The sequence below is a fragment of the Microcoleus sp. BR0-C5 genome, assembly GCF_036705045.1.
Taxonomy (GTDB): domain Bacteria; phylum Cyanobacteriota; class Cyanobacteriia; order Cyanobacteriales; family Microcoleaceae; genus Microcoleus.
Genome location: NZ_JAUBTR010000002.1, coordinates 180,112 through 206,642, shown reverse-complemented (window position 1 = coordinate 206,642; position 26,531 = coordinate 180,112). Strand labels below are relative to the sequence as shown.

General features: G+C 44.5%; 31 protein-coding genes. 9 read left to right on the top strand and 22 right to left on the bottom strand.

Going from position 1 to position 26,531, the window contains the following annotated elements; genetic code table 11:
- Positions 1-126 precede the first annotated feature (126 nt).
- The 5 genes from QUB08_RS01725 to QUB08_RS01705 form a co-directional block, all read right to left on the bottom strand.
- Positions 127-396, bottom strand: a complete 270-nt coding sequence (locus QUB08_RS01725; RefSeq protein ID WP_333222904.1) for a FitA-like ribbon-helix-helix domain-containing protein — start codon at positions 394-396, stop codon at positions 127-129.
- Between the two features lie 194 nt (positions 397-590).
- Complete coding sequence (locus QUB08_RS01720) at positions 591-3,263, bottom strand: protein-arginine deiminase family protein (protein ID WP_333222902.1); 2,673 nt, start codon at positions 3,261-3,263, stop codon at positions 591-593.
- A 101-nt stretch (positions 3,264-3,364) separates the two neighbouring features.
- Positions 3,365-3,706: a DUF5615 family PIN-like protein gene (locus QUB08_RS01715; protein WP_333222900.1), complete on the bottom strand. Its 342-nt coding sequence runs from the start codon at positions 3,704-3,706 to the stop codon at positions 3,365-3,367.
- 3 nt (positions 3,707-3,709) lie between these two features.
- Positions 3,710-4,036 (bottom strand): DUF433 domain-containing protein, encoded by a 327-nt coding sequence (locus QUB08_RS01710; RefSeq protein ID WP_333136494.1) that lies wholly within the window; start codon positions 4,034-4,036, stop codon positions 3,710-3,712.
- An 11-nt stretch (positions 4,037-4,047) separates the two neighbouring features.
- On the bottom strand, positions 4,048-4,221 hold the full coding sequence (locus tag QUB08_RS01705; protein WP_445300878.1) for a DUF433 domain-containing protein: 174 nt from the start codon (positions 4,219-4,221) through the stop codon (positions 4,048-4,050).
- A 278-nt stretch (positions 4,222-4,499) separates the two neighbouring features.
- Between QUB08_RS01705 and QUB08_RS01700 the strand changes: the two genes are divergently transcribed.
- Positions 4,500-5,696, top strand: coding sequence for a GUN4 domain-containing protein (locus tag QUB08_RS01700; protein WP_333222898.1), 1,197 nt, complete (start codon positions 4,500-4,502; stop codon positions 5,694-5,696).
- Positions 5,697-5,973: 277 nt separating this feature from the next.
- Here the strand turns inward: QUB08_RS01700 and QUB08_RS01695 are convergent, their stop codons facing one another.
- On the bottom strand, positions 5,974-6,588 hold the full coding sequence (locus tag QUB08_RS01695; RefSeq protein ID WP_333222896.1) for a COP23 domain-containing protein: 615 nt from the start codon (positions 6,586-6,588) through the stop codon (positions 5,974-5,976).
- A gap of 125 nt (positions 6,589-6,713) precedes the next feature.
- Here QUB08_RS01695 and QUB08_RS01690 point away from each other — a divergent pair, with 125 nt between their 5' ends.
- Entirely contained in the window at positions 6,714-6,914 is a 201-nt protein-coding gene (locus QUB08_RS01690) for a type II toxin-antitoxin system HicB family antitoxin (RefSeq protein ID WP_333222894.1), read from the top strand.
- A gap of 317 nt (positions 6,915-7,231) precedes the next feature.
- A complete protein-coding gene (locus tag QUB08_RS01685) occupies positions 7,232-7,546 on the top strand; it encodes a hypothetical protein (protein ID WP_333222892.1) in 315 nt (104 codons plus the stop codon).
- Between the two features lie 20 nt (positions 7,547-7,566).
- On the opposite strand, the gene QUB08_RS01680 is transcribed toward QUB08_RS01685, so the two are convergent.
- Complete coding sequence (locus QUB08_RS01680; protein WP_333222890.1) at positions 7,567-8,262, bottom strand: hypothetical protein; 696 nt, start codon at positions 8,260-8,262, stop codon at positions 7,567-7,569.
- Between the two features lie 261 nt (positions 8,263-8,523).
- Between QUB08_RS01680 and QUB08_RS01675 the strand changes: the two genes are divergently transcribed.
- Positions 8,524-8,724, top strand: coding sequence for a type II toxin-antitoxin system HicB family antitoxin (locus tag QUB08_RS01675; protein ID WP_333222888.1), 201 nt, complete (start codon positions 8,524-8,526; stop codon positions 8,722-8,724).
- Positions 8,725-8,731: 7 nt separating this feature from the next.
- On the opposite strand, the gene QUB08_RS01670 is transcribed toward QUB08_RS01675, so the two are convergent.
- Together QUB08_RS01670 and QUB08_RS01665 are read right to left on the bottom strand one after the other, a co-directional pair.
- Entirely contained in the window at positions 8,732-9,322 is a 591-nt protein-coding gene (locus QUB08_RS01670; RefSeq protein WP_333222886.1) for a PIN domain-containing protein, read from the bottom strand.
- Positions 9,300-9,779, bottom strand: a complete 480-nt coding sequence (locus tag QUB08_RS01665; RefSeq protein WP_333222884.1) for a helix-turn-helix domain-containing protein — start codon at positions 9,777-9,779, stop codon at positions 9,300-9,302. Before QUB08_RS01665 ends, QUB08_RS01670 begins: the two co-directional genes overlap by 23 nt.
- Before the next feature lie 62 nt (positions 9,780-9,841).
- Between QUB08_RS01665 and QUB08_RS01660 the strand changes: the two genes are divergently transcribed.
- The gene (locus QUB08_RS01660) at positions 9,842-10,204 is read left to right on the top strand and encodes a tetratricopeptide repeat protein (RefSeq protein ID WP_333222882.1); all 363 of its coding nucleotides are present in this window, start codon (positions 9,842-9,844) and stop codon (positions 10,202-10,204) included.
- Positions 10,205-10,312: 108 nt separating this feature from the next.
- Here the strand turns inward: QUB08_RS01660 and QUB08_RS01655 are convergent, their stop codons facing one another.
- The 3 genes from QUB08_RS01655 to QUB08_RS01645 all read right to left on the bottom strand — a co-directional run bounded on the left by QUB08_RS01655 (position 10,313) and on the right by QUB08_RS01645 (position 13,428).
- Complete coding sequence (locus QUB08_RS01655; RefSeq protein ID WP_333222880.1) at positions 10,313-11,722, bottom strand: NAD(P)(+) transhydrogenase (Re/Si-specific) subunit beta; 1,410 nt, start codon at positions 11,720-11,722, stop codon at positions 10,313-10,315.
- Positions 11,719-12,012 (bottom strand): NAD(P) transhydrogenase subunit alpha, encoded by a 294-nt coding sequence (locus QUB08_RS01650; RefSeq protein WP_106150865.1) that lies wholly within the window; start codon positions 12,010-12,012, stop codon positions 11,719-11,721. Before QUB08_RS01650 ends, QUB08_RS01655 begins: the two co-directional genes overlap by 4 nt.
- 267 nt (positions 12,013-12,279) lie before the next feature.
- The gene (locus QUB08_RS01645; protein WP_333222878.1) at positions 12,280-13,428 is read right to left on the bottom strand and encodes a Re/Si-specific NAD(P)(+) transhydrogenase subunit alpha; all 1,149 of its coding nucleotides are present in this window, start codon (positions 13,426-13,428) and stop codon (positions 12,280-12,282) included.
- Between the two features lie 444 nt (positions 13,429-13,872).
- Here QUB08_RS01645 and QUB08_RS01640 point away from each other — a divergent pair, with 444 nt between their 5' ends.
- Complete coding sequence (locus QUB08_RS01640) at positions 13,873-14,385, top strand: DUF2808 domain-containing protein (RefSeq protein WP_333222876.1); 513 nt, start codon at positions 13,873-13,875, stop codon at positions 14,383-14,385.
- 289 nt (positions 14,386-14,674) lie between these two features.
- Complete coding sequence (locus QUB08_RS01635) at positions 14,675-15,946, top strand: MFS transporter (RefSeq protein ID WP_333222874.1); 1,272 nt, start codon at positions 14,675-14,677, stop codon at positions 15,944-15,946.
- Positions 15,947-16,151: 205 nt separating this feature from the next.
- Here the strand turns inward: QUB08_RS01635 and QUB08_RS01630 are convergent, their stop codons facing one another.
- From QUB08_RS01630 to QUB08_RS01590, 9 genes are all read right to left on the bottom strand, one after another.
- Positions 16,152-16,919 (bottom strand): ATP-binding cassette domain-containing protein, encoded by a 768-nt coding sequence (locus tag QUB08_RS01630; protein WP_333222942.1) that lies wholly within the window; start codon positions 16,917-16,919, stop codon positions 16,152-16,154.
- 222 nt (positions 16,920-17,141) lie between these two features.
- Positions 17,142-18,020, bottom strand: coding sequence for a glycine--tRNA ligase subunit alpha (gene glyQ, locus QUB08_RS01625; protein ID WP_242720870.1), 879 nt, complete (start codon positions 18,018-18,020; stop codon positions 17,142-17,144).
- A 127-nt stretch (positions 18,021-18,147) separates the two neighbouring features.
- Positions 18,148-18,435, bottom strand: coding sequence for an NfeD family protein (locus QUB08_RS01620; protein ID WP_333222872.1), 288 nt, complete (start codon positions 18,433-18,435; stop codon positions 18,148-18,150).
- Positions 18,436-18,548: 113 nt separating this feature from the next.
- Positions 18,549-18,836, bottom strand: coding sequence for an NfeD family protein (locus QUB08_RS01615; protein ID WP_333101688.1), 288 nt, complete (start codon positions 18,834-18,836; stop codon positions 18,549-18,551).
- 935 nt (positions 18,837-19,771) lie between these two features.
- The gene (locus QUB08_RS01610; protein ID WP_333222870.1) at positions 19,772-20,239 is read right to left on the bottom strand and encodes a GNAT family N-acetyltransferase; all 468 of its coding nucleotides are present in this window, start codon (positions 20,237-20,239) and stop codon (positions 19,772-19,774) included.
- A 57-nt stretch (positions 20,240-20,296) separates the two neighbouring features.
- On the bottom strand, positions 20,297-20,938 hold the full coding sequence (locus QUB08_RS01605; RefSeq protein ID WP_333222868.1) for a type I restriction endonuclease: 642 nt from the start codon (positions 20,936-20,938) through the stop codon (positions 20,297-20,299).
- Between the two features lie 43 nt (positions 20,939-20,981).
- A complete protein-coding gene (locus QUB08_RS01600; RefSeq protein WP_333222866.1) occupies positions 20,982-22,031 on the bottom strand; it encodes a DUF1611 domain-containing protein in 1,050 nt (349 codons plus the stop codon).
- Between the two features lie 81 nt (positions 22,032-22,112).
- Positions 22,113-22,916 carry a Uma2 family endonuclease gene (locus tag QUB08_RS01595; protein ID WP_333222864.1) on the bottom strand — a complete coding sequence of 268 codons (804 nt, stop codon included), beginning with the start codon at positions 22,914-22,916 and terminating at the stop codon, positions 22,113-22,115.
- Positions 22,917-22,947: 31 nt separating this feature from the next.
- A complete protein-coding gene (locus QUB08_RS01590) occupies positions 22,948-24,027 on the bottom strand; it encodes a dipeptide epimerase (RefSeq protein WP_333222862.1) in 1,080 nt (359 codons plus the stop codon).
- A gap of 121 nt (positions 24,028-24,148) precedes the next feature.
- Here QUB08_RS01590 and QUB08_RS01585 point away from each other — a divergent pair, with 121 nt between their 5' ends.
- Positions 24,149-24,862 (top strand): hypothetical protein, encoded by a 714-nt coding sequence (locus tag QUB08_RS01585; RefSeq protein WP_333222860.1) that lies wholly within the window; start codon positions 24,149-24,151, stop codon positions 24,860-24,862.
- A 48-nt stretch (positions 24,863-24,910) separates the two neighbouring features.
- The gene (locus QUB08_RS01580) at positions 24,911-25,357 is read left to right on the top strand and encodes an NADAR family protein (protein ID WP_333222858.1); all 447 of its coding nucleotides are present in this window, start codon (positions 24,911-24,913) and stop codon (positions 25,355-25,357) included.
- A gap of 453 nt (positions 25,358-25,810) precedes the next feature.
- Here the strand turns inward: QUB08_RS01580 and QUB08_RS01575 are convergent, their stop codons facing one another.
- Complete coding sequence (locus QUB08_RS01575) at positions 25,811-26,515, bottom strand: hypothetical protein (RefSeq protein ID WP_333222856.1); 705 nt, start codon at positions 26,513-26,515, stop codon at positions 25,811-25,813.
- Positions 26,516-26,531 lie beyond the last annotated feature (16 nt).

The window sequence follows — 26,531 nt, the reverse complement described above, 5'->3', positions numbered from 1 at the left end:
TGTGGAACAGGCATCTTGCCTGTTCATAAAAATGGTACTTGTGTGGAACAGGCATCTTGCCTGTTCATAAAAATGGTACTTGTGTGGAACAGGCATCTTGCCTGTTCATAAAAATGGTGCAAGATATTATTTGTCGCGCTCCTCTCTAATTAAAGCGGTACTATCTAGTATCATCCCCATATTCGCCGGACGAGACTCGCGACGACGGCTGATTTCTGCCAATATTTCTGTTACAGACTTTTTACCTTGTCCTGAGAGGGGTTTTGTCTCTGTTGACAACTCGGCTTCTAAAATGGCGATCGCAAACGCGGTAATCGAGAGGTTTTGAGCTGCGGCTAACTCTTGCAGTCTCGCGTACAATTCCTCTGGTATATTTTCTATTTGCAGGGTAGCCATCTGTTAAACTCCTAGCATAGTTTTGCTAAATATTAGCATAGGGAGGCGGGTTTAGGAGGTATATTGAGATTTACTGTTGGGTGGGGGCGGGTTTACGAGATTGTTCGTTACAGGCGAGTATTGTTGGTGAACCCGCCCCTACAAATTCCTGATTCACGATTCCCGATTCCCGATTCCCCATGCCCGATTCCCAATTAGTAATTATTAGGCAAAGACTGCCAAAAAGGCCGCTCTTCTGGCTTCCTCACAGTATTCGTCGCCGACTGCACGTTTCCTTTTAATTCTTGATAATACCTGTCATCCAGAAAACTAACGCTGACGCCCGCAGGAAGCAGCAGTTGGCGCAATCTTTCTTGAGTGTAATCTACACCGTCAATCATTGGCCCGCGCGGATTTGAAACTAACAACTTGCCGTTAACTGGCACCGAATTGACCATATTCGGCCACCAAGCATAACCGCTGTAGCCAAACATCGCCGGAACTTGAATAATTTGGTTGTCTCCGAGTAAAAACTCTCTTTTTAACTTCTCTACAATCGGATTGAGTTTCTGATTTTGTAAATTAAGATTGTGTTGAATTAAAGCGCGATTTTTCAAGGCGGCGCTGACTGTTGTTTGAGTGCTCAAACCGCGATTAATAGTAACATCGCCGTAACCTCTTCCCTCCAATTCTTCCAACAGCTTAACTCCGGCTTCGGGACTGGCGATCGCCATTACATATTGTCCGGGAGTTTGAGTGGGAATAAAATTGATAATTTCATCGACTTGGCGAGTCAAAAGCCAAGAAGTATCAATATCCACTGGCGGCCCTTGAATTCTCTGAGCTTGAATAAAATCAAGTACCTCTGGATTAAAACTAGCATTTCCCGAATTCCCGTAATAAACTCGACCCATTGGGTGTCCGGGAATCGGCGGTGTCACCTGCAAATTGCCGTATCCGTCAGACCACTGACTTACAGGGTCTAAAGAACGAGGATTGCCAATTTTAACTACTTTCAAATCCGGGTTTTGAGTTGATTTAACAGGCGGGTTGTTCTCGGTCTCGCTATTGCTTTTTAGGGCTACATTAAACTGGCGTATCTCCGATTCTTCGGGGAGTTGAACGTATCCGTTTTTCTGGGTATCTTGCATCCAAGTGCGATCGCCCTGGAGAATTTTTACTTTAGCGCCCGTGGGTTCAACTGCTTGTTTGAGTTGCGAGATAAATTCGCTGTTGACCGCGCCTCTGTCGCTGACCTGAACTTCGGTTACTGGTGCTGTATTGGGCGCTATCATCCAAGGACTAACGCCCATTTGGATTGTGGTGGAGGCAATTTCTTGACCGTTGTTTTGGGCAGTTGCTTTGAGATTAACAGTGCCGTTCCAGTTGCGATCGGCAAATTGTTTGGCTTCGACGCCTAAAACAATATTGGTGCTAAAAACTAGAGGTTTAGCACCGGATATATCTACAGGTTGCCAGCCGTCGCCCGTCTTCTGAAAAACGCTGATGTGAGGGCTAGCAATGCTGTCAGCCGTGATAAATAACTGAGAGGTTTTGAAGCTTTCCGACATTGTTAAGTTAACTTGAGAAAGCATTGCTGCACGGCGGGGAGCGCTAACTTTGGTTTGTTTCCAAGTCGGTATCTTGCCGCGATCGTTATTGCGATCGTTAAATAAAATAAGCGCGCCCTTAGACAAAGACCATTGTTCTTTGCCCGCTTCGTCTTGCTCGTTAATTTGGCCATCTCTGTTAGTATCTCCCGCAAAGAAAAAGTTCGACGGGGACGCAGCCGGCGTAACTGGGGCGGGAGTTGGTGTTGCAGTTGATTCAGGAGTTGGTTGAGAAGTTGCTTGCTGATTTCTCTCTAACTCTTGTCTTTCAAGTTCTTGTCTGGCTAATTCTTGTCTGGCTAACTCTTGCCTTTCAAATTCTTGCCTTTCTAGTTCTTTTCGGGCTAACTCTTGCCTTTGGAATTCTTGACTTTCAAGTTCTTTTCGGGCTAATTCTTGCCTTTCCAGTTCTTTTCGGGCTAACTCTTGCCTTTCCAGTTCTTGCCTTTCAAGTTCTTTTCTGGCTAATTCTTGCTTTTCAAACTCTTGCCTTTCAAGTTCTTTTCTGGCTAATTCTTGCCTTTCAAGTTCTTTTCTGGCTAATTCTTGCTTTTCAAACTCTTGCCTTTCAAGTTCTTTTCTAGCCCGGTCTTTTTTTTCTTGCTCTTTTCTCTCTATTTCTCGACGAGCAAATTCTTTTTTCTCTTGCTCTTTGCGGGCTCGCTCTCTTATCTCTTCTTCTTCGGCTCTAACTTTCTCAACAGAACGTGCAACTTGCATTTCATAGGTAGCGACACTGAGGTTTCCTTGGTATTCGATGGTTTTGTCGATCGCCCGATCGGCCAACAAAGAATCGTGAGGAATGAGTCGCAACGTATTGATAGCCAACTGCCACAGCCGCTGGGACTGTTCCCAAGTAGCAGAAGAAGGATTAGAAGTGCGTCCAATTAAGACTGCTTGGGCGGCTAATTTAGCAGCATCGTCCCAATTATATTTGGCTGTTTCTTCTATTTGAATCTGAATTTGAACGTTTTGGAGTTGCTCGCCCAGAGTTTGGGATTGCTGGCGGTGGATTGCTGATTTCCAAAGTTCTGCCGGAAAGGGGGCGCTGTCGGGATTTTTGGCAAGGTTATCTAATTGTACTTTAAGCCGATCGCGCAATTTGTAGAGTTCGGAAAGGGATTGCGGAGTTTCGCCCTCTGGCTGTCGCCCAGAGAGTGCGAGTTGGTAGTTTAGGGAAGGTTGAGCCACTGTTGTGGGGACTGCAACCCAAATAATACCGATGACGACACCGAAACCATTGACGATCGCGATCGCAATATATCGAACCCAGCGCATATAGTTTATCCTCAGACACGCCAATAATTTTACCTAATATTGGGAGCAATTGGGGATTTAATTATAGGGTTTTTGGGTCGGGAAGGGCGAGGGGCTTTTTTTCAGATTTGGGGACGTATTACCCGAATCAATTTGCCAGTCAATGTTTCTTCAGCAAAAATAGCTTCATCAATACGTGATGCCAACCTTTCCCAGTTGCGATCGTTAGTGCAAGTAATAATACCAGAATGATTAGGTTGGATGCGATGCAGTCGGATGAAATCTTGACGATTGAGTGTTAACACCGATCGAGAATCACTCGTTGCAAATTCTAACACTCGATCGTCAGGAATTTTAAGTCCAGCATTTCCTGCTTCTTGAACAGTTAAAACATCGTGACCGAGAGTTCGCAGAATTCTGACAACAGCTATTGGGTATTGCTCATCTGAATATAAACGCGCCATGTTTTAGGCTTCCTCATTTTCTCGGATTGCCAGTTCAATTTCATCAGGATAGGCATCAGCATAAGCCCAGGTATTTGCCAGATCCGCCGCACTAATAGTGGGATAATTTTCTAGCAAATCGGCTTCACTATATCCTATACGACGAGCTTCAACCATTACCCAAACAGGGATACGAGTCCCCGCAATACAAGCCCTACCACCACACACGCCGGGAGTTTTTTCGATTCCTTGCCAAGTATTGCTTAAACTTTGGACTAATAGCTGTATTGCCTGAGTTTTTTCAGCGGGAGTTAAGGCAAGGAGTTGTTTTTCTAATTCTTTCAGTGTCATTTTTTACGTTCTCAATCGTTTTCTCTAATTGTTTGTTCAATTTCCTCTGGGTAAGCATCGGCATAAGCCCACGCATTTACCAAGTCAGCGGCGGTTAGATCGGGAAATGATTCTAGGATGATAGCATCGGAAGCACCTAAATGGCGAGCTAGACTTAGCCATAAGTGAGTCCACAAAATCTCCATCCCCCCTAGCCCCCCTTAATAAGGGGGGGACAATAAAGTAGTCAAAGTCCCCCTTCTTAAGGGGGATTTAGGGGGATCTAGACTTTGCTACCAGCGAGATATCAAGAGGCTTTTAATCTTAACTTGTCACCTCCGAGCGCTCCAATCTCCTTACCCGTAGCTACGATGACAAAAAAATGGTATAATTTCATGTTAATCTCCTACCTGGAAAACAACACATCACTGTTGTAGAAATTATTCATTTACTGCCTTATTCCCTAAAACTATCAGCAAAATTCATGAAATTCCGCTCTTGCTGGCTAATTTTTCCCCTCATCGGACTCTCCTTAACAAGTTGCTCGCAGCCGAAGTCATCTCAAGAAATTGCTGAAACAGTTAACAAGAGCCTCGTGCTGATTTACTACGAAAATCAAGGCGGACACGGTACCGGATTTTTTGTACCAGGAAAAAAGGGAGTTTGCACTGTTCTCACCGCTGGTCATGTGGTTAAAGGCTATAGTTTGAAACTGCAAACTTATCAGGATAAACAAAGTCATAAAACTGACAGTATTCAAACAAGTCCCAATTTCGATTTAGCCGTCGTGACGTTTAAGTATGCCGGGGAAAATTGTCCTTATCCAAGCGTCAATTTTGGTAATTCTAACGATCTAAAAGTAGGACATAAAATCTATGTTTATGGTTTTCCTGTTCTTCAGAATGAAGATTTAGCGCCGGAATTTTTGGAAGGTTCAGTATCGAGGATTAATGTTGTATTGACGGAGGGATATGGAATTAACTATACAGCTCAAGTTTCTGTTGGCATAAGTGGTGCGCCTGTTTTAGATGCTAGCGGTAAAGTGGTTGCAGTTCACGGGCAGGCGAAGGATAAATTGCCGAGGGGGATTCCGATTCAAACTTATCTGGCAAATCAATCTTGGGAAAATCAACCCATTGCTAAAGCAGACTATACGAAACTGGAACAGTTACTGGCGGCCGGGCAGTGGAAAGAAGCAGATAGGGAAACAGCTAACAAAATGTTAGAAGTGGCGGGGAGACAAAAAGAAGGTTGGCTAGACATGTTCAGTGTCAAAAATTTTTCCTGTCCAGATTTGCGGGCGATGGATCGACTTTGGGTAAAATACAGTGATAGACGCTTCGGCTTTTCGGTGCAGAACCAGATTTATCAAAGTCTGGGTGGCACTAAAGAGTATGATGATAAAGTATGGAGAGCTTACGCTGAGGCGATCGGCTGGAAACAGAAAGATAAAGGAGAAAAGGAAGGAGAATGGGTGTTGTACTCTCAAGAAACTTTCAATACCAATGGACCATCGGGGCACCTCCCGCGACCAGGCGGGGAATTTCCGCCAAGTTACCGGGGGCGGCGGTTGGGGGTTGATGGGTGGGAGCCATTCATTCTCTCTCGATATCAGTTTATAAGTATTTATAACTACATAGGTTTTTCTCTCATGCAGAGACTTGTGAATTGTAACCTATAAAGGCTTTAAGTTTTTATTAAGAATTGGAGCGTGTAAAAATCCACTAAGTCATGCGGTGTCAGGGTTTCCGATACCTGGCACGTCCACGTACCAGCAAGGATGCTGCTCGCGACTTGAGGGTTATAACAATTAGCCAGAATAAACTTTTCAGTGAACCAGGACTTATGCACTCTGACCAAAGAAACCGGGTTTTTTTCCGAATCTGTGGGATGAAACGAAGTATTTTCGCAAAAAACCCGGTTTCTGAACCCCATGCGTAATTCCTATAAGTTGAATATCACTTAGCAGAATTAGATCCAGCAAGGCGATCCTCTTCAGCCAAAAAAGGAGTTAAATCAATCTCTGGCGAAGACGGAGAAAACTTAGAAGTTGCCAACTTGCCCTCGCTATTTTGATAAACCCCAGTACCATTGAGCAAATTTTCAGTCATATCTCGCATTGCTTGATAAGCCTCCTTATCGCTACCGGGATTCAACGTCAACACCAGCGGACAACCCTCGCCACTCAACTTAGTTTTAGCACAAATCACGTATTGCTTTGGCGTTTGAGGCTCATTTCTATAAGCTAACTTAATTAAACCATCTTTGCGATAACCGTTCAAGCTTTCAGAAATTATTTGGCAGCGTCTTACAGGCGTATAATCACCGCCTAAAGTTGTGACCATTTTCAGCCAAGGTTGTTGACCTTTATCGTGACGGTACATGACAGTCCAAACTTCACTACCCCGCTGAGTATCTGGCTGAAGTTGGCAGGAAAAACGAGCATTTTGTCCAACCAACAGAGGCGGCCAACCTTGAACAATAGCAATTCCCGCACCGCCAACAGCCGCTAACAAACCTAGTACACTGATAGTCAGGTTTGCGACGTTAAAGAAATTTCCACTATTACTCACGGTACTGAATCCTCGATAATGTTTTGAGAGACTACAAGAGCGATAATTAAGTTGAAAAGTTCTACATCAGCCAAGTAACGCATTCCCGAAAACTTGCCGGATGTCAATAATGCTATTATAGTATTATGAAGTCAACACAACAATTTACAGCAATTATTGAACAAGAAGGGGACGGATATATATCCCTTTGCCCAGAACTTGATATGGCCAGCCAAGGTGACAATATAGAAGCAGCGCGACGGAATCTGATCGAAGCGTTGGAACTATTTTTTGAAACAGCAGATTCTTCGGAAGTCAAGAATCGGCTGCATGGCGATCGCCCTTAACTACAACTTACGAAAATCATACACCGCTATTGTAGAAATTATTCGCAGGAATTACGCACTCAGACCAAAGAAACAGATTTTTTAAGATAATCTGTAGCTGTGTACGAAGTATTTCGTAAAAAACCCGGTTTCTGACCGCGCACTCAGACCAAAGAAACCGGGTTTTTCAGGGAATTTGTGGCTGTATACGAAGTATTTTCGCAAAAAACCCGGTTTCTGACTTCCCACGAGTCAGTCCTATATTTATTTAGTCGCTTTCTCCATAAATGGAAGTAAAAATCGTGAAATCGCCCTGTTATTTCTTAATTTTTATCCTTATGGGATTATCCTTAACAAGCTGCGAACAGGCGAAGTCATTTCAAGAAATAGATCGAAAACTTAAAAATAGTAATGCTATTGAACAACACAGTTTTAACTTGCAAGCGGACGATCGAACGGTCGAACGAACTAACAACATCCCAGCAAGTCCGAAGAGTGGGAAGTTCGATAGAACTACCAACTCACCGGAAGAAAGTGCGATCGTGTTAGGAATTTTCGGGTTTTGTTTGATGTGTTATTTATTAGTTTGGAAGTTTCGCGGGAGGGAAGAAGCTAACAAGATGCTGAGAAGAATCCGAAGAAGAGTAAAGTGAGAATAGATACTTGCTAAACCTCATTTTTTCTTGGTGCGGTTGCGTTTTCTCGATTCAGCCGCCGTATTTTTTTCTTTTTTTTGCTTTTCTTTACTTGCCTTAGAGTCATTGACAGCACTACCACTTATCGGGTTGCTGGAAAATCCCGATGTATCGGAGTTTTTAGCTGCCATTATAGGAGCAATGCTAGCATTATATATCTCCTGAAATTGTGTTAGACCTTCCCCCGTACTCATATCAAACCCTGCTTGATGACCGAGCGTTACAAAGGATTTGGCAAATCCAAATTTAGAGGAATCTTCCATAATCTCCTTAAAATCCGGCTCGATATCCCGCAGGTATTTGATAATTGAAGTGGCATTTCGCAGTTTAAATTCTCGCTTCAAAAATTGCCAGAACGCCAATAATTCCGGGATAGCATTTTCACCTTCTTCCGGCGAAAGCAAACTCACTTTCCTGGGAAACAACTCTTCGACTACAGTTGCCACATCTTCCGCTTTCATGCGAGGCAGCGTAAAACCTTCATAGCCGAAACCGTAATAAATGAACTGCGAGATCCAAAATCCAACGTCTGGATAAGTTTTACAGTATTCTTCTCCTTCGGGAGAATTGACAAATAGCTCGATTAGCGCTTCCTGATAATCTTCCAGGAGTGGTTCTGCTTCGTCATAATCTAAGCCATCTAGTTGGCGGATGTTAAAAGGTTTATCTGACATAGTTGAAAATTTTTTAATTGAATTGACTTTAGCTCTAAGGTTAGTACAATTTTTGCAGTTCTATTAATTCTTTAGGATTTCATTATATTTAAATAATCTCCGATCGCAGGTATATTTGACTAGCACCGATCGCCCGTGACTATTTAAACCAAGCTAGCATTGTATAGGGCGATCGCCAGTCTCCACCGAACAGCGAAAAATGTGATATAATCTCAAGTAAAACTATAATTGTTTGAGCTTGGCAGTCCGCCACTTCAAATTATGAAGTCAACACAACAGTTTACAGCAATTTTTGAACGAGAAGGCGACGGATATGTATCCCTTTGCCCGGAACTCGATATTGCCAGCCAAGGTGACAATATAGAAGAAGCGCGACAGAATCTCATCGAGGCGCTGGAACTATTTTTTGAGACAGCAGATCCTTCTGAAGTCCAGAATCGACTGCATAGCGATCGCCCTTAACTACAACCTACGAAATATTCTCATAATAACGTTGAATGTTATCTGCAAAAACCGGAACTTCTTCCCTCAACCTGACAAGTAATTCATCAACTCTCAGGGGTGGATTTTTCAAATCCTCAACTTGTTGGCTGACTACATTAGCCATCAAATCCGGTGCAACCTCATAAAGACGATTCAGAAAAACATCGGGGTGCATAGCCGTAATTCCCCAAGGATTTAAAGACTCTCGTGGAAAATCTCTCAGGTTGGATGTAACAATGACTTGAGCTTTAGCAACTACCGCAGCCGCAGCGACATGGCGATCGCCTGGATCGTTAGTCATCTGTTCAATCACATCCTCTGGAACTTCAACCATTGCATTAGGAAAAGCTTCTTTAAGTGCAGCTTCAAAACGCGCCACCCTCTCACTTTTCATCCTTCCAGTATTAACAAGATTGCGAGTTGCACCGTCTAAAATTTCTTGCGACCAATATAAATCATACAACCCAATCTCCGCAGCACGAAAGAGCGTATCACGCAAGTGCATAGGAAATATCACGCAGGAATCCAAAACCACAGGATAAGGAATCAACCTGCTAGCTGTATACTCTAGTCTCATGCAATTCCTCTTCTTGGCTAAACTCAGCTAATTCCTTGAGAATTTCACGGCGCTTAACACTACGCTGCTGTTTATAGGCGATCGCACTTGCCAAACTTATCCGCCGCTGGTTTCCTACTTTTCCATAGACAATTTCCCCATCATCGAGCAATTTGACTACAAATTCTGGCGACACATTGAGCAAAGTCGCAGCTTCTTCAACAGTCATATCTTGCTCAATTGGCACTAAAGACACTGCTTTACCAGCCGCCATTAAATGTGCAGATTGACACAACAATTGATAGAGGGATTCAGGAAGTGCGATCGCTTCCCCGCCAACTTCCACAAGTTTTACTTTGGATGTTTCAGAATCACCATTTTCTGTCTTGAGACATAGCATTTTATCCAACAATTTGATAGCTATTATTTCTTCCTCAGTCGGTAAAATCGGGTCGAGTAGTATTTTTGGTCTGTTCATAGTAATGTTTCCTGAATTCGTTTAATGCTATTATAGTATATTGAATTTATTAATGACCGTTAATGCCTGACTTAGAAAAAGGTCTAGCCGCTTTTAATACCCAAGATTATACCCAAGCCTTTACCTTGTTAAAACCACTAGCAGAACAAGGTAATGCTGCATCCCAGTGCATCATTGCCAGTATGTACCATTTAGGATTAGGTCGAGAAATGATGATATTAGAAGCAATTAAATGGTACATCAAATCCGCTGAGCAAGGCTATGGTGTTGCCTCAAACAACTTAGCAGGAATTTATCTTTGCGGTGCTGATGGTGTAGCCGCCGATCGCACTGAAGCAGATAAATGGTTTCAAAAAGCCAGAGAACAAGGATTTTCACATACACCGATTTCCAGTGAATATGTGAACCAAGCTAGCATTGCATAAAACAACACCAAAACAACCCCACAACAAAAACCCGGTTTCTTGGAGAAACCGGGTTTAATTATCAGCGTTAATCAGCGTTAATCCGCCTGAATCTGCGGTTGCAAAATCCTACAACTGCTTCACCTCAGAAACCAATTTGGCAACCACATCCTTAGCGCTACCAAACAACATCATCGTCTTATCCTTGTAGAACAACTCATTATCTACACCAGAAAAACCAGCACTCATCCCGCGCTTAATCACGATCGTATGCTTGGCCTTATCAACCTCCAAAATCGGCATCCCATAAATCGGGCTCGCCGTATCGTGACGCGCCGCCGGATTCACCACATCGTTAGCCCCGATTACCAACGCCACATCCGTTTCTTCAAACTGCGGATTGATATCGTCCATATCGTACAACTGCGGATAAGGCACGTTTGCTTCCGCCAACAGCACATTCATGTGCCCCGGCATCCGCCCAGCCACCGGGTGAATCGCGTATTTCACGTCAACACCCATTTTTTCCAAACCGTCGGCTAACTCGCGCACCGCGTGCTGTGCTTGCGCTACAGCCATTCCGTAACCGGGAATAATTACAACCGATCGCGCATAACCCAACATCATCGCACTTTCTTCGAGATTGATGCTGCGAACAGTTTTGTCAGTAACACCAGCAGCCCCAGCAGCAGCCCCAGCACTACCGCCACCGCTACCAAAGGCGCTAAACAGCACACTACCAAGCGATCTATTCATCGCCTTGCACATGATTTGCGTCAAAATAATCCCCGACGCGCCCACCAATGCACCAGCGATAATCAGCATATTGTTCATCAAAATGAACCCAGCCACACTCGCCGCAATCCCCGAATAAGAGTTAAGCAGCGACACCACCACCGGCATATCGCCACCCCCAATCGGGAGCACAAACATGATTCCCAAAATATTGGAAATCGCCACCAAAGCCAGGAATACCGGCACATTTTCGGGATTCGTCAGCATATAACCACTGCCGGCTAAAAGTGCGATCGCCAGCATGGCATTAAACGGCTGTTGCAGCGGAAACGTCATTGGAGCACCAGGCAGCAATTCTTGCAGTTTCGCAAACGCCACAAGGCTACCAGTGAAAGTAATTCCGCCAATCAACACACCCAAAAGGATCGTGATTGTCGCGTCTGGAGTTGGCGATTGGGGGATGCTGAGATAGCGCCAGAATTCGCCCACAGCAACGAGTGCAGAAGCCGCGCCCCCGAAACCGTTAAGCAAACCCACCATCTGCGGCATATCCGTCATCGCGACGGTTTTCGCCATAATTGTTCCCAAAATGGAACCGATGATAATTCCGACAGCAATCAATTCGTAGCTGATGACTTGCTTTTCCAGCAAAGTACCGACGATCGCAATTAACATCCCGATCGCAGCTAACACATTCCCTTGACGGGCGGTTGCAGGGGAACCCAACTGTTTCAAACCGATAATAAACAAAGATGCGGCAACTAAATAACCTAGTTGAATGCCACTGGGCAGAAAATCGCTCACGCTTTAACCTCTTTTTTCTTGAACATTTGCAGCATTCGATCGGTTACTAGGAAACCGGCAACTACGTTAATTGTGGCCAGGGCGATCGCGATCGTCCCCAAAATCGAAGTAACAGTCACATTGCCTTGGCCTGAAATCAGAATTGCACCTAAAACCGCAATTCCCGAAATCGCATTAGAACCCGACATCAAAGGTGTGTGCAGCGTCGGCGGGACTTTATTAATTACTTCAAATCCCACAAACGATGCTAGAGTAAACACCACTAAACCTGCAATCAATCCTTCTGCCATAACAATTGGTAATTGGTAATTGGAAATAACTCGTTCCCGGTTGCGTCCGCCAGTCCGCCAGGGAATGAATTCCCTGGCTAATAGCCAAAGTCCTCTTAAGAGGACTAATAGACATCTCCAATAATTCTTGTGGAACCGGCCGGAAAGCCTGTTCAAAAAAGCCTTTTTTGGAGATATTTAATCAGTTCTTCAGTCCTCATAGCGAGGACTTAAGCTTTGAGGCAGGGGTTTCAACCCCTGCCGGACTTTGCCTCATAAGGACAGAATTTAACTGACGGCTGAAGCCTGAGCGGCCAAAGCATCGCGAACTCGCTGGTTGCTAATCTCACCGTCGCGGGCAACGCAAGCACCAGCAATGATATCGTCTTCAAAATTCAAATTGAGTTCCTTATCTTTCACCATCAACTGAACTAAAGCCGAGATATTCTTCGAGTAAGTTTCGCTAGCGTGGACTGGCATCGACGAGGGCACATTAATCGGGCCGATGACATTAACGCCGTTCCATTCAACATCTTTCCCCGCTTCCGAACATTCGCAATTGCCGCCTTGTTCGGCCGCGAGGTCAACAATTACCGATCCGGGCTTCATTTGAGAAACCATTTCTCTAGTAACTAAAATAGGTGCTTTTCTGCCGGGAACTTGAGCGGTTGTAATCACTGCATCGGAAGCGCTGACGTGTTGGGTGAGCACTTGGCGGGTGTATTCTTTGGCAGCTTCTGATAGCTCTTTAGCATAACCTCCGGCGGCGACGGTTTCTTCCTTGAGTTCGACATCAAGGAATTTAGCGCCCAAACTTTGCACTTGTTCTTTTGTTTCCGGGCGGATGTCGAAGGCTTCGACTACCGCACCCAAACGGCGCGCCGTGGCGATCGCCTGTAAGCCAGCAACGCCCACACCCATTACCAATACTTTCGCGGGGCGAATTGTACCCGCCGCCGTTGTCAGCATTGGGAAATATTTCGGCAAAGCGGCTGCTGCGATCAATACCGCTTTGTAACCGGCGACGTTACCCTGAGATGACAGCGCATCCATGCTTTGAGCGCGGCTGGTGCGCGGGATCATTTCCATGCTGAAGGCCGTTACTTTGCGATCGGCTAAACGCTGCACTAAAGCTGGATCTCCCAGAGGATTCAAAAATCCGATGAAAACTCCTCCTTCCCGGAGTTGATGAACTTCTGATTCTTGCAGGGCCCCGATTTTCACGACGACATCGGCTTCGCCCCACAGCCTAGCGGTATCGGCGACAACCTGAGCTCCCGCTTCTTCGTAAGCAAGATCCGAGAAAAAGGATTTTGCGCCGGCACCGGCTTCCAGCCAAACTTCGACGCCTTGTTTTACCAATTTAGCCACAGCGTCGGGTACTAAAGCCACCCGGCGTTCCCCTGCTTCTATTTCTTTTGCGATCGCTAATTTCATACAGTCTCCTTATTTAAGCTTTCCTAGGACGGTTGAAACCGCGCCTACACAGACAAAACCTGCCTCTGCAGGTTTCTTGAAGTGCGATTTTTAATCGCCCCATGCCTTGCTTTACATTGAAGCAGCCGTTGCCCTAAACTTCTCTCGTTGATACTAAAGCCGATCGCCCAAATTCGACCCGTATCTTTAACTTATCTTATACATTCAAATTCGCTAAATTGTTAAGTTTGCCACCGATTATGATATAATTTTATGTCGCCTACTTCTGTAGTTTGAATGTCAGTTATCAGTATTACGCAAAAATTACGCAAAAAAAAGTGACCTCAGCCGGCGGGCGATCGCCCTCATCAAATGGCTGAGAGATTCGATATATTGTAGGCACGATCGCAAATTTCGGGCGAGCAATATTTAAGGTTCACCAAGAGTTTAATTAGAGGAGTTGTTATGCGACGATTATTTTCAGCACTAGCGGTTACAGGTTGCTTGGTGGCTGGATTACCCGCCATCAGTTTAGCCCAGTCCATGCCAGGATTCACGATTTTCGGCGGCCCCGATCGCGCCAACCAATTAAGCTATCGCTTGGATTACGGTACACCCGGGATGAGTGGCGATAGATATCGGCTGCGAATTCCTTCCAAAAAAGTAAGTTTGGCGATCGCCCAACTGAACATATCCTATCCAGACTACTACAAAGGCGAATTCGACCAAAAAGACATTAAAGTGCGCGTCAAAGACAAAACAATCGAATTGCAAGAAGTAATCTGGGACAAAGAAAATCGTTTCATAGAAATTTATCCCGCAGAACCAATTCCTGCAGGCAACAATGTTGAGGTTGTACTCTCCAACGTCCAAAACCCATCTCCGGGCGGAATGTACCATTTCAACGTCCGCATCCGCACTCCTGGGGACGTTCCCTTGCTGCGTTACCTCGGCACTTGGCTGTTAAGCATTAATTGAGGGAAGGGTTCGGGGAAGGAATTTCTCATTAGCCAAGCGATCGCGACAGAAAAATTTAAATGTTGCGATCGTTTTGCTGCGGGCAAAAGTTTAACAATACTCAAATCCGGGTTTTCGGGATCTGTAAAATAGAACCTCCGGCTCATATCGCAATTCTCAATGATTCGTAATAATGAGTCTAGGGGCAGTTCCCCGATGGTTGCCCTTTGCTAATTAGGGGTAAGCCCAGGGGCGCTACCCCTAAAAAATGTTTACCAATCAAATAGGATTGCTCTAGCCGTAATCACGCATGAATCTACTAGCAAAAATCAAAACAATAAAACTTCCTCCAGCGCTGCGATCGAGAAATTATCGCCTGTTTTTTGCAGGACAAGGCCTCTCACTGATTGGCAGTTGGATGACGCAAGTCGCTACTGTTTGGCTGGTCTACAATTTGAGTGATTCACCTTGGATGCTCGGCGTGGTGGGATTTACAAGTCAAATCCCCACATTAATTTTACTGCCTTTTGCAGGAGTTTTAATCGATCGCTGGAACCGCCACCGAGTCATAATTGCCACTCAAATATTAGCGATGGTTCAATCATTAGCGCTAGCATTTTTAGCGCTAACAGGAGTCGTTAACATTTGGCAGATCCTGGTACTGAGTTTCTTTCAAGGCGCAATTAACGCCTTTGACGCGCCAGCACGGCAAGCTTTTGTACCGGAACTTGTAGAAAAAAAAGAAGATTTAGCAAATGCGATCGCCCTCAACGCTTCCATGTTCAACGGCGCCAGACTAATCGGCCCAGCAATTGCAGGTTTGGTAATAGCTACAGTCGGGGCAAGTTATTGCTTTCTCATTGACGGACTCAGCTACATTGCTGTAATTGCAGGCTTATTAGCGATGCAGATCAAAGCCCGTAAAATTGCCGCAACTAATACCAAACCCTTACAAAGATTAAAAGAAGGATTCGTTTATGCCTTCGGTTTTCCCCCGATTCGAGCAATTTTACTGCTATTAGGATTAGTAAGTTTTGCGGGAATGTCCCACACAGTTTTAGTCCCGATTTTTGCCACCAAAATCCTGCAAGGCGACGCACAAACCCTCGGCTTTTTGATGGCATCTTCGGGAGTTGGCGCCTTCGCGGGCGCGATTTATTTGATTTCGCGCAAAAGTATAGTTGGCCTCGGCAAATGGATTGCGATTTCACCGGCAATTATGGGATTCGGACTGATAGGTTTTGGTTTGTCCCACGTCTTGTGGCTGTCATTAATCATGATGTTGTTTGTGGGGTTTGGTTTCATTTTGCAATTTGCAGGAGGAAACACATTTTTGCAAACAATTGTGGAAGACGACAAACGCGGAAGAGTGATGAGCATATACACGATGGCATTTTTTGGAGTGACACCCTTTGGGAATTTAGTTGCCGGCGGATTGGCCAATTATATCGGCGCTCCCAATACAGTCATAATTGGAGGTATAATTTGTGTTGTAGGCTCCATAATTTTTACCAAACAGTTGCCAGCTTTAAAAAACTTAGTCCGACCACTTTATCAAAAAATGGGTTTAATTTCCCAGTAACAATTTACCGTCAAATCACAAATGCCAACCTTAAACAAGATTCCCAAAGCTAATATCTGACTGTCTCTCTCTAGCAATCCTCAACAACTTGTAAAATTCTCTCTTTCCCTCTTATCTTCTCTTTCTCTGCGCCCTCTGCGCCCTCTGCGGTTAAAACATCCAAATTAATTACCCAACCCGTCGCAGAAAGTGTTTTTGAGCTTGTTTACCATTCTTGTTGGGCTTCTGCTTCTGCTTCGATTAAATTTTGCCGCAGTTGCACCCAATTTATTTGATGAGAGGGCGAGTCTTCGATGAGCTTTCCGCGCTGTAAATGCAGAATTCGCGTGCTAAATTGCTCGGCTAATTCTAATTGATGGTTTACCATTACAATTGTGGTTTTGCCGTTTGTTAGCTGTGTCAATACTTGCAAAAGGTGGGCGGCTTTTCCGGCGTCTAGGGCGGATGTTGGCTCGTCTAAAAGCAAGATTTTTGGTTGCAGGATGATGCCGCGGGCGATCGCCACAAGCTGTTTTTGGCCTGTGGAAAGCTGCAATTCAGTGCGATCGAGCCATTCTTGGGGTATGTGCAGTTGTTCGATCGCCCCGCTAATTCTCTCAGCAATGTTTGATGCAGTCACCCCCCGCAGCTTCAAAGGATAAGCCAATGCTTCTCGCACCGACATTCCCAAAAGCTTGGATTCTTGCAGGATGAGGGTGATTTGTTTGCGGAGTTCGATCGCGGGTATTTGGCGATATTCTGTATTTTCCAGATAAATCGAGCCACTGCTGGGAGTGCTGAGGCGATTTAGCAACCGCAACAGCGTTGTTTTGCCGGCACCTGAAGGGCCAACAATTGCCACGCGAGATCCCTTGTGTACCTGAAACGAGATATTTTCCAATAAGTAGCTTGAGGCGATCGGTGTTTTTAAACTAACATTATCAATTCGCAGTTGAGGATTTGTTTCTGTATTATTGTCCGAATAATTAGGCATTGAATTCATTAAAAATCCCAAAAAGTTGCACATATTTCGATCCCCCTAAATCCCCCTTAAGAAGGGGAGTAGGGGTTGACTTTGATCGGAATCTTGTCCCCCCCTTATTAAGGGGGGTTAGGGGGGATCGGAATTCTATGCAACGACCTATAAAATTGGTATGAGTCGAGGACGATAGCAACTAAATTCATCCGTGTATCCGTGTCGTTATCCTTTTCCTTCTCACACTTTCACTGCTTTTTCTAAAGGAAAACCCAGCTTTTCGCGCTGTTCCAAATAAAGCTGAGCCACTCGCCGCGCCAAGTTGCGAATTTTGGTAATGTAGCGGGTTCTTTCCGTTACCGAAATCACACCTCTAGCATCGAGTAAATTGAAAGTGTGAGAACATTTTAACACATAATCAAGACTAGGCAAAACCAATCCTTTCTTTGTCAATTGTTCTGCTTCTTGCTCGTACAATCCAAATAGAGTAAACAGCAATTCGGGATTAGAAGCTTCAAAGTTATAAGTACACTGTTCTATTTCTCCTTGCAGGTGAACGTCGCCGTAAGTTATGCCATCTTTCCACTGAATTTTCGTCATCGCATCGACTTCTTGGAGATACATTGCTAGGCGTTCTAGTCCGTAAGTAATTTCAATAGATACGGGGCGACAGTCAATGCTACCGCACTGTTGAAAGTAGGTAAATTGGGTGATTTCCATGCCGTCGAGCCAGACTTCCCAGCCGACGCCCCAAGCTCCGAGGGTGGGCGATTCCCAGTTGTCTTCTACGAAACGAATGTCGTGGTCTTCTGGGCGAATTCCTAATGCTCTGAGGGAGTCTAAATAGATGTCTTGGATGTTAGGAGGAGAGGGTTTAATTAAAACTTGATATTGATAGTAATGTTGGAATCGGTTGGGATTTTCGCCGTAGCGTCCGTCGGTGGGGCGGCGACAGGGTTCGATGTAGGCGACTGACCAAGGTTCGGGGCCAATTGCTCTGAGAAAGGTGTGGGGATTCATGGTTCCTGCACCTTTTTCTGTGTCGTAGGATTGGGCGATCAGGCAGCCTCGATCGCTCCAGAATTTGTTTAAGGTGGCAATGACGGATTGAAAATTCACTGGTTTAAATATGGTTAGTATGTGTCTCAACTTATTTAAGCATACTAAAGGCAGGGTTTATTTGCATAAACCCTGCCGAAATCAGATATGGGTGTGAAAAGTTAGGCAGTTTGGATCGAGTTCTGATTTAGTCTGCAGGAGCGAGGGAAACTAACAGAGTGATGTTGTCAACGCCGATGACATAAACGGTGTCTCCGGGTGTGAGGGTGATTTGGCGATCGCACCGTGCGGGCCACCAGCTACCTTGGAAGCGGACGCGACCTGTTTGATTCGGGTAAATCGATTCATCGACCACTGCTTCTTCGTTGAAGTAGTGGAAATTGGTGTTGATGTAGTTATCCATTAAGATATTCTTTTCTGTGCTGTAGGTGTGAGGAGAAAAAATTGAACCGAAAGCTTTTACTACGTTAAACATTTTGTTGACTCCTTTTGTGTTAAAATATATCGAAGTTTAATCGGCTATTTTGTGTTCTTTGAAAAGTAGCATTTCCTGCTTGAAATTGATTACCAGGTTGTTCATGCTCTGATTTAGTCTGCAGGAGCGAGGGAAACTAACAGAGTGATGTTGTCAACGCCGATGACATAAACGGTGTCTCCGGGTGTGAGGGTGATTTGGCGATCGCACCGTGCGGGCCACCAGCTACCTTGGAAGCGGACGCGACCTGTTTGATTCGGGTAAATCGATTCATCGACGACAGCTTCTTCGTTGAAGTAGTTAAAATTGGTGTTGACGTAATTTTTGATAAGCATATTGTTAGCTGTGCTGTATCCTTGGGTAGAGAAAATCGAGCCGAAAGCTTTTACTACGTTGAACATGATATTTACTCCTGTGGTGTTAAAATATATGGATGTGTAATTGTCTGTTTATGCTATTTGAGAGGCTGCATTTCCTCGGTTAAGATTGATTGATTGCCTTGATATTTCATTGTTCTTGCCTTCCCTGGTTTTATCAGGATAAAAGGCAAAGAATTTTTGAAATGTTGAGGGGATTTGAGAAGCGGTTGCAGGGAGTCTAAATCCAGTAATTCCGAGGTATTGAATTAAGGATTTAGTGTTGAGCAGTTGGTGGGATTTACCTTAAGGGTAGATGTGGTTAGCTACATTAGAGATTGGCTGATTCCGCATTACTGCTGCTGTGAAAATGTTTTATTTTTGGGTTGAATTTTGGGGTTGAGTTTTTTGATTGGGTTGTGACTCACTTGCTTTACACTTACTAATTTGCCAGGAGTCGAATATCTTTGGGGCGATCGCCAGTCCACTTTCCGAGTCTGGTACTGGCACATGACACTCCTAAACCCGCAAACAACCATTTTATAAAGGTTTTTGCCTAAATATCACGCTTGTAGCTGTGCCAATTTAGCTAACTGGACTACCGCGAACGGTGAATTATGAACTTACGCAGTCTCGATCGCCCAATCCGGAATATCCATAAATATCTAGTCCGTAACTTACGCACCAAACCCCTAAAAACCAGGTTTCTGACACCCTGTGCGCTATTAGGGGCCCGTAAGCGGATCTATGATATAAGCAAGTAAACTTCGCCTTTCACCCACCCTCCCCACGCGATATTGATTTGTACCTACCTCTTTAGGCAGAGAAAATAGGCGATCGAGACTGACGCAGATATCAGCAGGCGATAGGAGTTTTTGATCGATGCCGGTCGATCGCACCCTGTTATCCAATTATTGAACAAGTCGAACTTAAAATCCATTCATAAATTCAGAATCTTAAATTCATAAAAGTCATAATTATCAAAAACCTGCTTGATACTGCATAATCGTTACAGGAATTCTGAATAAAGTTTTAGCCAATTGAGACAAGCCAAATTTGAATTTAAGCGACTGCGGCAATTCTTGTACGGAAACTTCTGTGAAGCCAAAGCGAGTATAAAATGATGCGAGTCGGGAGCCCAAACACTCTAAATATAGCGGTTCTGTAGCTTGTTGAATTAAATATTTTGTGAGGTAGCTTCCCAAACCTCGATCGCGCCAATCTTTCGCCACCACCAAACTACCCAATTCTTGCGCGCCCGCAAAGTTCCGCAACTGTCCGCAAGCTGCCAATTTTCCCTCGCATTCGATAACCCAGAATTGCTCCCAGCGCAACTGAGTTGGATCGAGTTTGGCGCTCCACACTAACCTTCTAATTGACTTCATATCTTGCTCTGAGGCCGGGCGGACGGCGCATCCTGACTGCAACTCCAAAGAATTTTCATTCATTGTGATTTTTGTTGGCTGTCTCGTTTAGTTTGAGTTCTCAACAGCCTTATTATGTATTTAAGTAGAAGATGTGTTACTCGAAATTATACCAGCTAGCCGCTTCAAAATGCGAAAAACTTCGTAAAGTTCGTTTCCTTGACTCCCAATATCGAAAAGTTTAGACACGGCATACTGCGGTATGTCTCGTTTGGTCACTTTGATAAATCGAAAACTGCTGCCATTTGTCAAAAGCCCAAAGGTTACTTGTTCTGGACTGGGGTCATTCAGCATATAAAATAGTAACTGAGGAAGTCCAGCTTCAACGGAATATTGTGCTCGCTTCGCTTCGATCGCAACAACCCAAAAAGATTCAATTAAAAGCAGAACATCAATACTTCCTCTGACAAGTATACCTTCATCCACGGTGACAAGTTCCACCGATTTTTCTGCTTCTATATGAAAGGGATTCAGGTATAAATCTGCTAAAAATAGCAATGGAGCAAGTACCACCATTTTCACGGTATCTTCTATCATGGAGTGGTCGGCACTGTTAGTATAGCCAGCCTTTACTTTGTCTAAATATCGCTTTTCTTCATCAGTAATTTCTGGTAAATCGTCAATCCACTCCCGGAAGAATTGCTCGTCTTCACAAAGTTGGAAGTTAAATTTTGTTTTGACATCGTGCAGGGTCAGTGTTTTTGCTTGAATGCTTTGTGTCATAGTTTTATGTATTTATTTTTTAGTTGGTACGTATTGTAGCATATCAACTGTCGATCGCCTCCCACAAAACCTCCGCGCCAAACCTTACCGGATCGGTACAAGGCAATCCCGTTTCTGCTTGAACTTCAGCTATTGCTAACAGCGCTTCTGCCTCATTTAAGTGATGAGTGTTGAGGGCGATAGCGCTCACTTTTCCCCCAGAAAAAGCACCTGCCGCAGCCGCCAACATTTCATACAGTTCGACCACTTTTGATAAATTTGGAATCGATACGTGCGGGTGATTGCGAATGCTAGTTTGTCCGGCTCTGTGCGCTAAAATTAAGTGAGTTGGCTGCGAACCCCGCAACAGCGGCAAAGTCGCCGTCGAACCCGGATGCAATAGCGAACCTTGCCCTTCTACGTGCAGAATATCGCATTCAGAACCCAATTTGATCGCCATTTTTTCGACAGCACCAGCGGCGAAATCAACTCGCACTGCATCCAAAGGAATGCCTTCATTTCCGATCATTAAACCCGTTTGTCCCGTTGCTAAAAATTTGGAACGCAAACCTCGCCGCAAGCAAGTGCGATTAAGTTCCAGACTGGTTGACATTTTGCCAACACTCATATCTGTGCCGACAGTTAATACGCGGCGACAGCTTAATTTAGCAGCAGCGGCAGAGGCGATCGCACCGACAGATTTCGGTTCCTGACGCACATCCCAAATCCATTGATTTTCGGTTAACGGAACTGTTATCAAAGGTGCAAGTTTTGCGTGCAAACCGTTGACAATAGACAAACCTGCTGCTACCGCTTGATTAATTTCTGGCAGCCATTCTGCAGGCAAAACACCGCCGGAAGGAGCGATACCAATTAGCAGAATATCCGGCGCAAATTGCAGTGCTTCTGCAACGGAAGCAACTATCGGTGCTTGTTGAGGAAGGCGAGTTAATTCAGGTAAATATTGTCCGGCACATTGGCTGTCTATTACTGCTACAATTTGTGCTTCGCTGTAGCGCAAAAATGCTAAACCTGTTTTGCCGGAATAGCCGAGAATTCCCTCGTGCAGCAGGATAGCCACTTTGCCATTTTTGATCGGATAGTTTTTAGTCATTGATTCACTTTTGAGACGGGCGATTTTAGATTTTAGCTTCAATCTAAAATCTAAAATCTAAAATCTAAAATCGATTGGGTGTTAGCTGTGATTTGGGTTCAGGGTAAGATCATTCGGATCTTCTCCCAATTCTCGCAATCTGGCCTCTAGTCGCGAGGCTCGCTGGCGTTCCTGTTCCGCTTGCTGTTGAGCGGCTTCGGCTTGCTGTTGAGCGGCTTCGGCTTGTTGTTGAGCGGCTTCCTCTGGCAACAAAACTAAATTGCCAGATTCATCGAAAAAACGCACCCAAGTCGCTGTTTCTCGATCGACAATTCCTTCCCAAGTGCCCAACCAAAAACCTAACGTTTCGCACCACAGCCAACCCCGCTCGTTGGGAACTAACGGCTGATAGCGCAGGTTGGCATCTAAACGCCATCCTTGCAAAGAATTCGGCTCGAAAGGATCGAAAACAAAGTAATCAGGAGTTCTAAAAACCTGCTCGTAAATATCCTTTTTTTTGCCGGTATCCTGATTTGCCGTTGACGGCGACAGCAGTTCCACAATGACATCCGGGTAACGTCCGTTTTCTTCCCAAACTACCCAGCCTTGTCGGGAAGGATTGCTGTCTACACCCAACACAGCGAAAAAATCCGGGCCTCGGAAATCCTGATTCCGAATCTGTTTAGCGCTGTAATAAATAAACATATTGCCACCGACAAAAAAATCGTTTCGGTTAGCTAAACCTTGTTCTACGGAACGGATTAAAACGGTCATTGCTATACGGTGGCGGTTGCTTTCCATTTCTGCACCATCATCAAAAATTAAATCAGTCGGCGGTTTATGTTCTTCAAAAAAAAGCTTGGCTTCTCTATCAATTCCCTGTCCTATTGATTCTACTGGTATCATACTATCTCCAGATTTATTTTGAGCGATACTTCTATTCTACAATCTTCATTCGCTGCACTCCCAATCCCGATCGCCCGTTTGGCAGCAAACACCCATTTTCGACGATCGCACCGGTGAAAGGATCGTCTAATAAATTTAAGTGACTGTCCAAATCCAAATAGTCAGCTAGCGGTGAAAGTTGTGCTGCTGCTGTATTTGCGATCGCGCTATCTGAATAGCAGCCGAACATTACTTGCAAATTGCAGGCTTTGGCTGTGTGAATCATCCGCATTGCTTCAGTCAATCCCCCTGACTTCATCATTTTGATATTGATGCCGTGGACGCAGTGCGCTAACTTGGGTAGATCGGAACTATTAAAGCAACTTTCATCAGCAAAAATTGGTAGGGGGGATTGACGGTACAGTTCTGAGAATTCATCCATATCGGCGATGGGTGAAAGCGGCTGTTCGACATAATTTATCTTGTATTTTTCCAGCCAGCGACACATTTCGATCGCGCTGTTCAAACTCCAACCGCCGTTAGCATCTACACTGATTTGAATGTTAGCTGGTGCTTCGTCTAGCACTGCTATTAACATAGCTTTGTCGGCTTCGATTCCTTCGGAATTTCCTAATTTAACCTTAACGGCGCGGTATTTGATGCTTGCTGGATCTGTCGCATCTTTACCAAACCAATCGCGCACTCTTTCTCTTGCACTCCTCGGCGAATTAATGCCGATTGTGACGGAGGTGGGGACGATGCGCGATCGATCTAATCCCCACATTTTCCACAGCGGTAAGCCGGCTTTTTTGCCCAGCCAGTCGTGCATTGCCATGTCGATGCCGGCGCGGGCGGCTGAGGGTAAGTTGGCTTCTGTTAATACTTGTTCGATTTTTTGGCGATCGAACGGAGTAAACTTTTCTAGCAGCGGTGCAACTTCCTGCAATGCGGCTAACAGAATTTCGGTAGTTTGGGGCAGAGAACCTGTGGAAAACGGCGAAGCTTCTCCCCAGCCTTCGATGCCTTCGTGTGCTAATTTTACCCATAAATTCGTACTTTGGGCTGTTGTACCGCGGCTGATGGTAAGGGCAAACCGCTTGCGGACAGTGAAAGTTTCAATTTGAACGTGCATTGTCAGTGATTTGTGATTTTTTTTAGAGAAAAATCCGAGGTGGCAGATGGCGCCACTATTGCCATTTTTAACCTTTTACTTTATAGTTTGATTTTGCTTGTTCTAGTTTATCAAAAACTTGATGAAGTTCATTATTTCTGTTTCGCCGAAGAGAGTTGCTTTCTCTCTCAGCATTTGGGTGCTCTTTTTTGCTGTTGCTGGTTGCATCGTACAAGTTCTGCGCTACGGTTTTAATTATCAAGAACGCTGGATTAGTTTGTTTAACTTAGACAGAGAAATAAATTATCCTTCGTGGTACTCGTCATTTACTTTGCTGTTTTGCGCGATTTTGCTAGGTATTATTGCTAGTGCTAAGAAAAAGCAGGGCGATCGGTATTTTGGACACTGGAAAGCGCTGGCGTTCATGTTTGTATTTTTTTCTTTAGATGAAATATTGAGTCTGCACGAAATATTAATTATTAACGACTTGCGAAAGGCACTGAATTTAGGGGGAATTTTTTACTTCATTTGGGTAATTCCTGGGGCGATTTTTGTTGGGGTTACTGCGCTGGCTTATCTCAAGTTTCTCCGGCACTTACCCCGGAAAACAAGGGACTTTTTCTTACTAGCAGGCAGTATATATGTGGGTGGAGCACTTGGCATGGAAATGGTTACTGGCTATTATGCAGATGCGGTAACTAAACGAAACTTGATATATGGTTTGATGGTTTGTGTTGAGGAAATTTTGGAAATGGTAGGGGTGATCGTATTCATCTACGCCCTGCTGTCTTACATCGGTTCCCATCTTGAAACTATTGATTTGCGGTTGAAGATATTGGATAATCCAGAGAGGTAAAACTGACGATTAACCAAGATTATTAACGAAATTGAAATCGCAGACTTTATGGCTATCTACTTCTACACCACTGGCAGCGAATACGGCTGTTTTTCTAATTTTTCCAGTCATGGATTCGAGTTAGACGGAGAATATTGGCCAACTACAGAGCATTATTTTCAAGCACAAAAGTTTCCCAAAACGGCTCATTGTGACCAAATTCGCCAAGCAAAAACACCGAAAAATGCCGCAAAAATGGGACGTGATCGCTCTCGTCCCATCCGCAAAGATTGGGAAAAAGTAAAAGATGATATCATGAGAAAAGCCGTACTCCGCAAATTTGAAACTCATCCCGAAATTAGAGAAATTTTACTAGCTACTGGCGATGAGGAAATAGTCGAAAATTCCCCTGTTGATTACTATTGGGGTTGCGGTAAAGATGGTAGCGGCAAAAATATGTTGGGCCAGATTTTAATGGAAGTAAGGGAAATATTGCGAAAACGCACGTCAGAGTAAAACATAACTTAAATTTCCCAAACTAAAGCAGGACTTATTTAATCCTAAGTCCTGCAATGCTCGTCAGCGAGCATTTCCTCAATTTTCTTAAACACTGAACTTAAAAATCGGCATGAGCAACTGTCAAAACTTGTGTCAATCTCGTCGGGCTGTTCTAGTAGAGGGTTTAGCCTATCCTCAGAGACTGCGAAGCAGGGGAAACGGTAAAAACCCTGCACCACTTTTTTTGTTTTAACAACTACTCTCAACCGGAATTAACTTTTCTCGTCGCAAGTACAGCATTGTTAACCAGTCGCCTCCCGGACACCGTTCCCCTAAGGTTGGCGATTTACAGGTAAAACAGCAAAACTCCTGTTCTGGTTAAAGTTTGTTTTTTATTGATGCTGTATCTTTCTATTGTGTTGGATTTGGGGAAAGTGTTAGCTATTGTACAGAATTCTTTACATTTGTGATTTATTTAGGTACAATTGCGCCACTCTGTCGCAGTTGCTGTTGAATTCGGTTGAATTCTTTCTGTTCTGCGCTTAGCAAAGTATTGTCGATCGGCGATCGCATATCCCACTGCAATTCGGACAATAACAACAAACAGCCAGCCATAATTATTCCTGTGGTTAGATATTGCCAAGGTGCAACAAAAGTTAATAGAGGGATGCTAAATAAATGAGTTAGTCCGATCGCGATAAAAGTGCGCGATCGCAAACCGAGTCCCGTACAAAAATAGCCGATCGCGCTCAACCCCAACCACAAATCGCAAAGGTGCAGCAACAAACCTCCCCAACCGGCAAAAATACTGCCATCCGTCAGCACCAAACCAGTTATCATCAAAATCGCCCAAGAGTAAAGAATCCAGCTAACTCGCTCGACTCTTACCCAAAACAAAGTCAAAACAGCCATTACCGCAGTGCCAAATAGAGTCAAAGTTGACCACAGAATCGCCTGAAAGCTCCAACTGATGGGGAAAAACTGAGCCGTAAAAAAAATCCCCCCTGTCACCAAACCCCAAAGGAGAAAAGTTTGGTCGATGCGGGTATAAAATCCTGAGAAAAGAGTAATATTTCCAATTTGCCAGTGGAGTCGCAACAAGCCTTCGAGGTCTTGTACATCGAGATGTTCTTGTTTGCTGCGGAGTACGGGTTCGGAGGCGTTGAAAAAGGTCATCCAGTGTTGGGGAAAG

Bases quoted from the DNA above. Each gene is read 5' to 3' on its own strand.
- QUB08_RS01615 (WP_333101688.1), bottom strand. From the start codon at position 18,836: ATGTTCAACGTAGTAAAAGCTTTCGGCTCGATTTTCTCTACCCAAGGA.
- QUB08_RS01690 (WP_333222894.1), top strand. From the start codon at position 6,714: ATGAAGTCAACACAACAATTTACAGCAATTATTGAACAAGAAGGGGAC.
- QUB08_RS01600 (WP_333222866.1), bottom strand. From the start codon at position 22,031: ATGACTAAAAACTATCCGATCAAAAATGGCAAAGTGGCTATCCTGCTG.
- QUB08_RS01630 (WP_333222942.1), bottom strand. From the start codon at position 16,919: ATGCCTAATTATTCGGACAATAATACAGAAACAAATCCTCAACTGCGA.
- QUB08_RS01720 (WP_333222902.1), bottom strand. From the start codon at position 3,263: ATGCGCTGGGTTCGATATATTGCGATCGCGATCGTCAATGGTTTCGGT.
- QUB08_RS01645 (WP_333222878.1), bottom strand. From the start codon at position 13,428: ATGAAATTAGCGATCGCAAAAGAAATAGAAGCAGGGGAACGCCGGGTG.
- QUB08_RS01680 (WP_333222890.1), bottom strand. From the start codon at position 8,262: ATGTCAGATAAACCTTTTAACATCCGCCAACTAGATGGCTTAGATTAT.
- QUB08_RS01650 (WP_106150865.1), bottom strand. From the start codon at position 12,012: ATGGCAGAAGGATTGATTGCAGGTTTAGTGGTGTTTACTCTAGCATCG.
- QUB08_RS01635 (WP_333222874.1), top strand. From the start codon at position 14,675: ATGAATCTACTAGCAAAAATCAAAACAATAAAACTTCCTCCAGCGCTG.
- QUB08_RS01640 (WP_333222876.1), top strand. From the start codon at position 13,873: ATGCGACGATTATTTTCAGCACTAGCGGTTACAGGTTGCTTGGTGGCT.
- QUB08_RS01715 (WP_333222900.1), bottom strand. From the start codon at position 3,706: ATGGCGCGTTTATATTCAGATGAGCAATACCCAATAGCTGTTGTCAGA.
- QUB08_RS01620 (WP_333222872.1), bottom strand. From the start codon at position 18,435: ATGTTTAACGTAGTAAAAGCTTTCGGTTCAATTTTTTCTCCTCACACC.
- QUB08_RS01575 (WP_333222856.1), bottom strand. From the start codon at position 26,515: ATGACCTTTTTCAACGCCTCCGAACCCGTACTCCGCAGCAAACAAGAA.
- QUB08_RS01705 (WP_445300878.1), bottom strand. From the start codon at position 4,221: ATGGAGATTTTGTGGACTCACTTATGGCTAAGTCTAGCTCGCCATTTA.
- QUB08_RS01605 (WP_333222868.1), bottom strand. From the start codon at position 20,938: ATGACACAAAGCATTCAAGCAAAAACACTGACCCTGCACGATGTCAAA.
- QUB08_RS01665 (WP_333222884.1), bottom strand. From the start codon at position 9,779: ATGAACAGACCAAAAATACTACTCGACCCGATTTTACCGACTGAGGAA.
- QUB08_RS01585 (WP_333222860.1), top strand. From the start codon at position 24,149: ATGAAGTTCATTATTTCTGTTTCGCCGAAGAGAGTTGCTTTCTCTCTC.
- QUB08_RS01595 (WP_333222864.1), bottom strand. From the start codon at position 22,916: ATGATACCAGTAGAATCAATAGGACAGGGAATTGATAGAGAAGCCAAG.
- QUB08_RS01660 (WP_333222882.1), top strand. From the start codon at position 9,842: ATGCCTGACTTAGAAAAAGGTCTAGCCGCTTTTAATACCCAAGATTAT.
- QUB08_RS01725 (WP_333222904.1), bottom strand. From the start codon at position 396: ATGGCTACCCTGCAAATAGAAAATATACCAGAGGAATTGTACGCGAGA.
- QUB08_RS01710 (WP_333136494.1), bottom strand. From the start codon at position 4,036: ATGACACTGAAAGAATTAGAAAAACAACTCCTTGCCTTAACTCCCGCT.
- QUB08_RS01700 (WP_333222898.1), top strand. From the start codon at position 4,500: ATGAAATTCCGCTCTTGCTGGCTAATTTTTCCCCTCATCGGACTCTCC.
- QUB08_RS01590 (WP_333222862.1), bottom strand. From the start codon at position 24,027: ATGCACGTTCAAATTGAAACTTTCACTGTCCGCAAGCGGTTTGCCCTT.
- QUB08_RS01610 (WP_333222870.1), bottom strand. From the start codon at position 20,239: ATGAATGAAAATTCTTTGGAGTTGCAGTCAGGATGCGCCGTCCGCCCG.
- QUB08_RS01580 (WP_333222858.1), top strand. From the start codon at position 24,911: ATGGCTATCTACTTCTACACCACTGGCAGCGAATACGGCTGTTTTTCT.
- QUB08_RS01685 (WP_333222892.1), top strand. From the start codon at position 7,232: ATGGGATTATCCTTAACAAGCTGCGAACAGGCGAAGTCATTTCAAGAA.
- QUB08_RS01670 (WP_333222886.1), bottom strand. From the start codon at position 9,322: ATGAGACTAGAGTATACAGCTAGCAGGTTGATTCCTTATCCTGTGGTT.
- QUB08_RS01675 (WP_333222888.1), top strand. From the start codon at position 8,524: ATGAAGTCAACACAACAGTTTACAGCAATTTTTGAACGAGAAGGCGAC.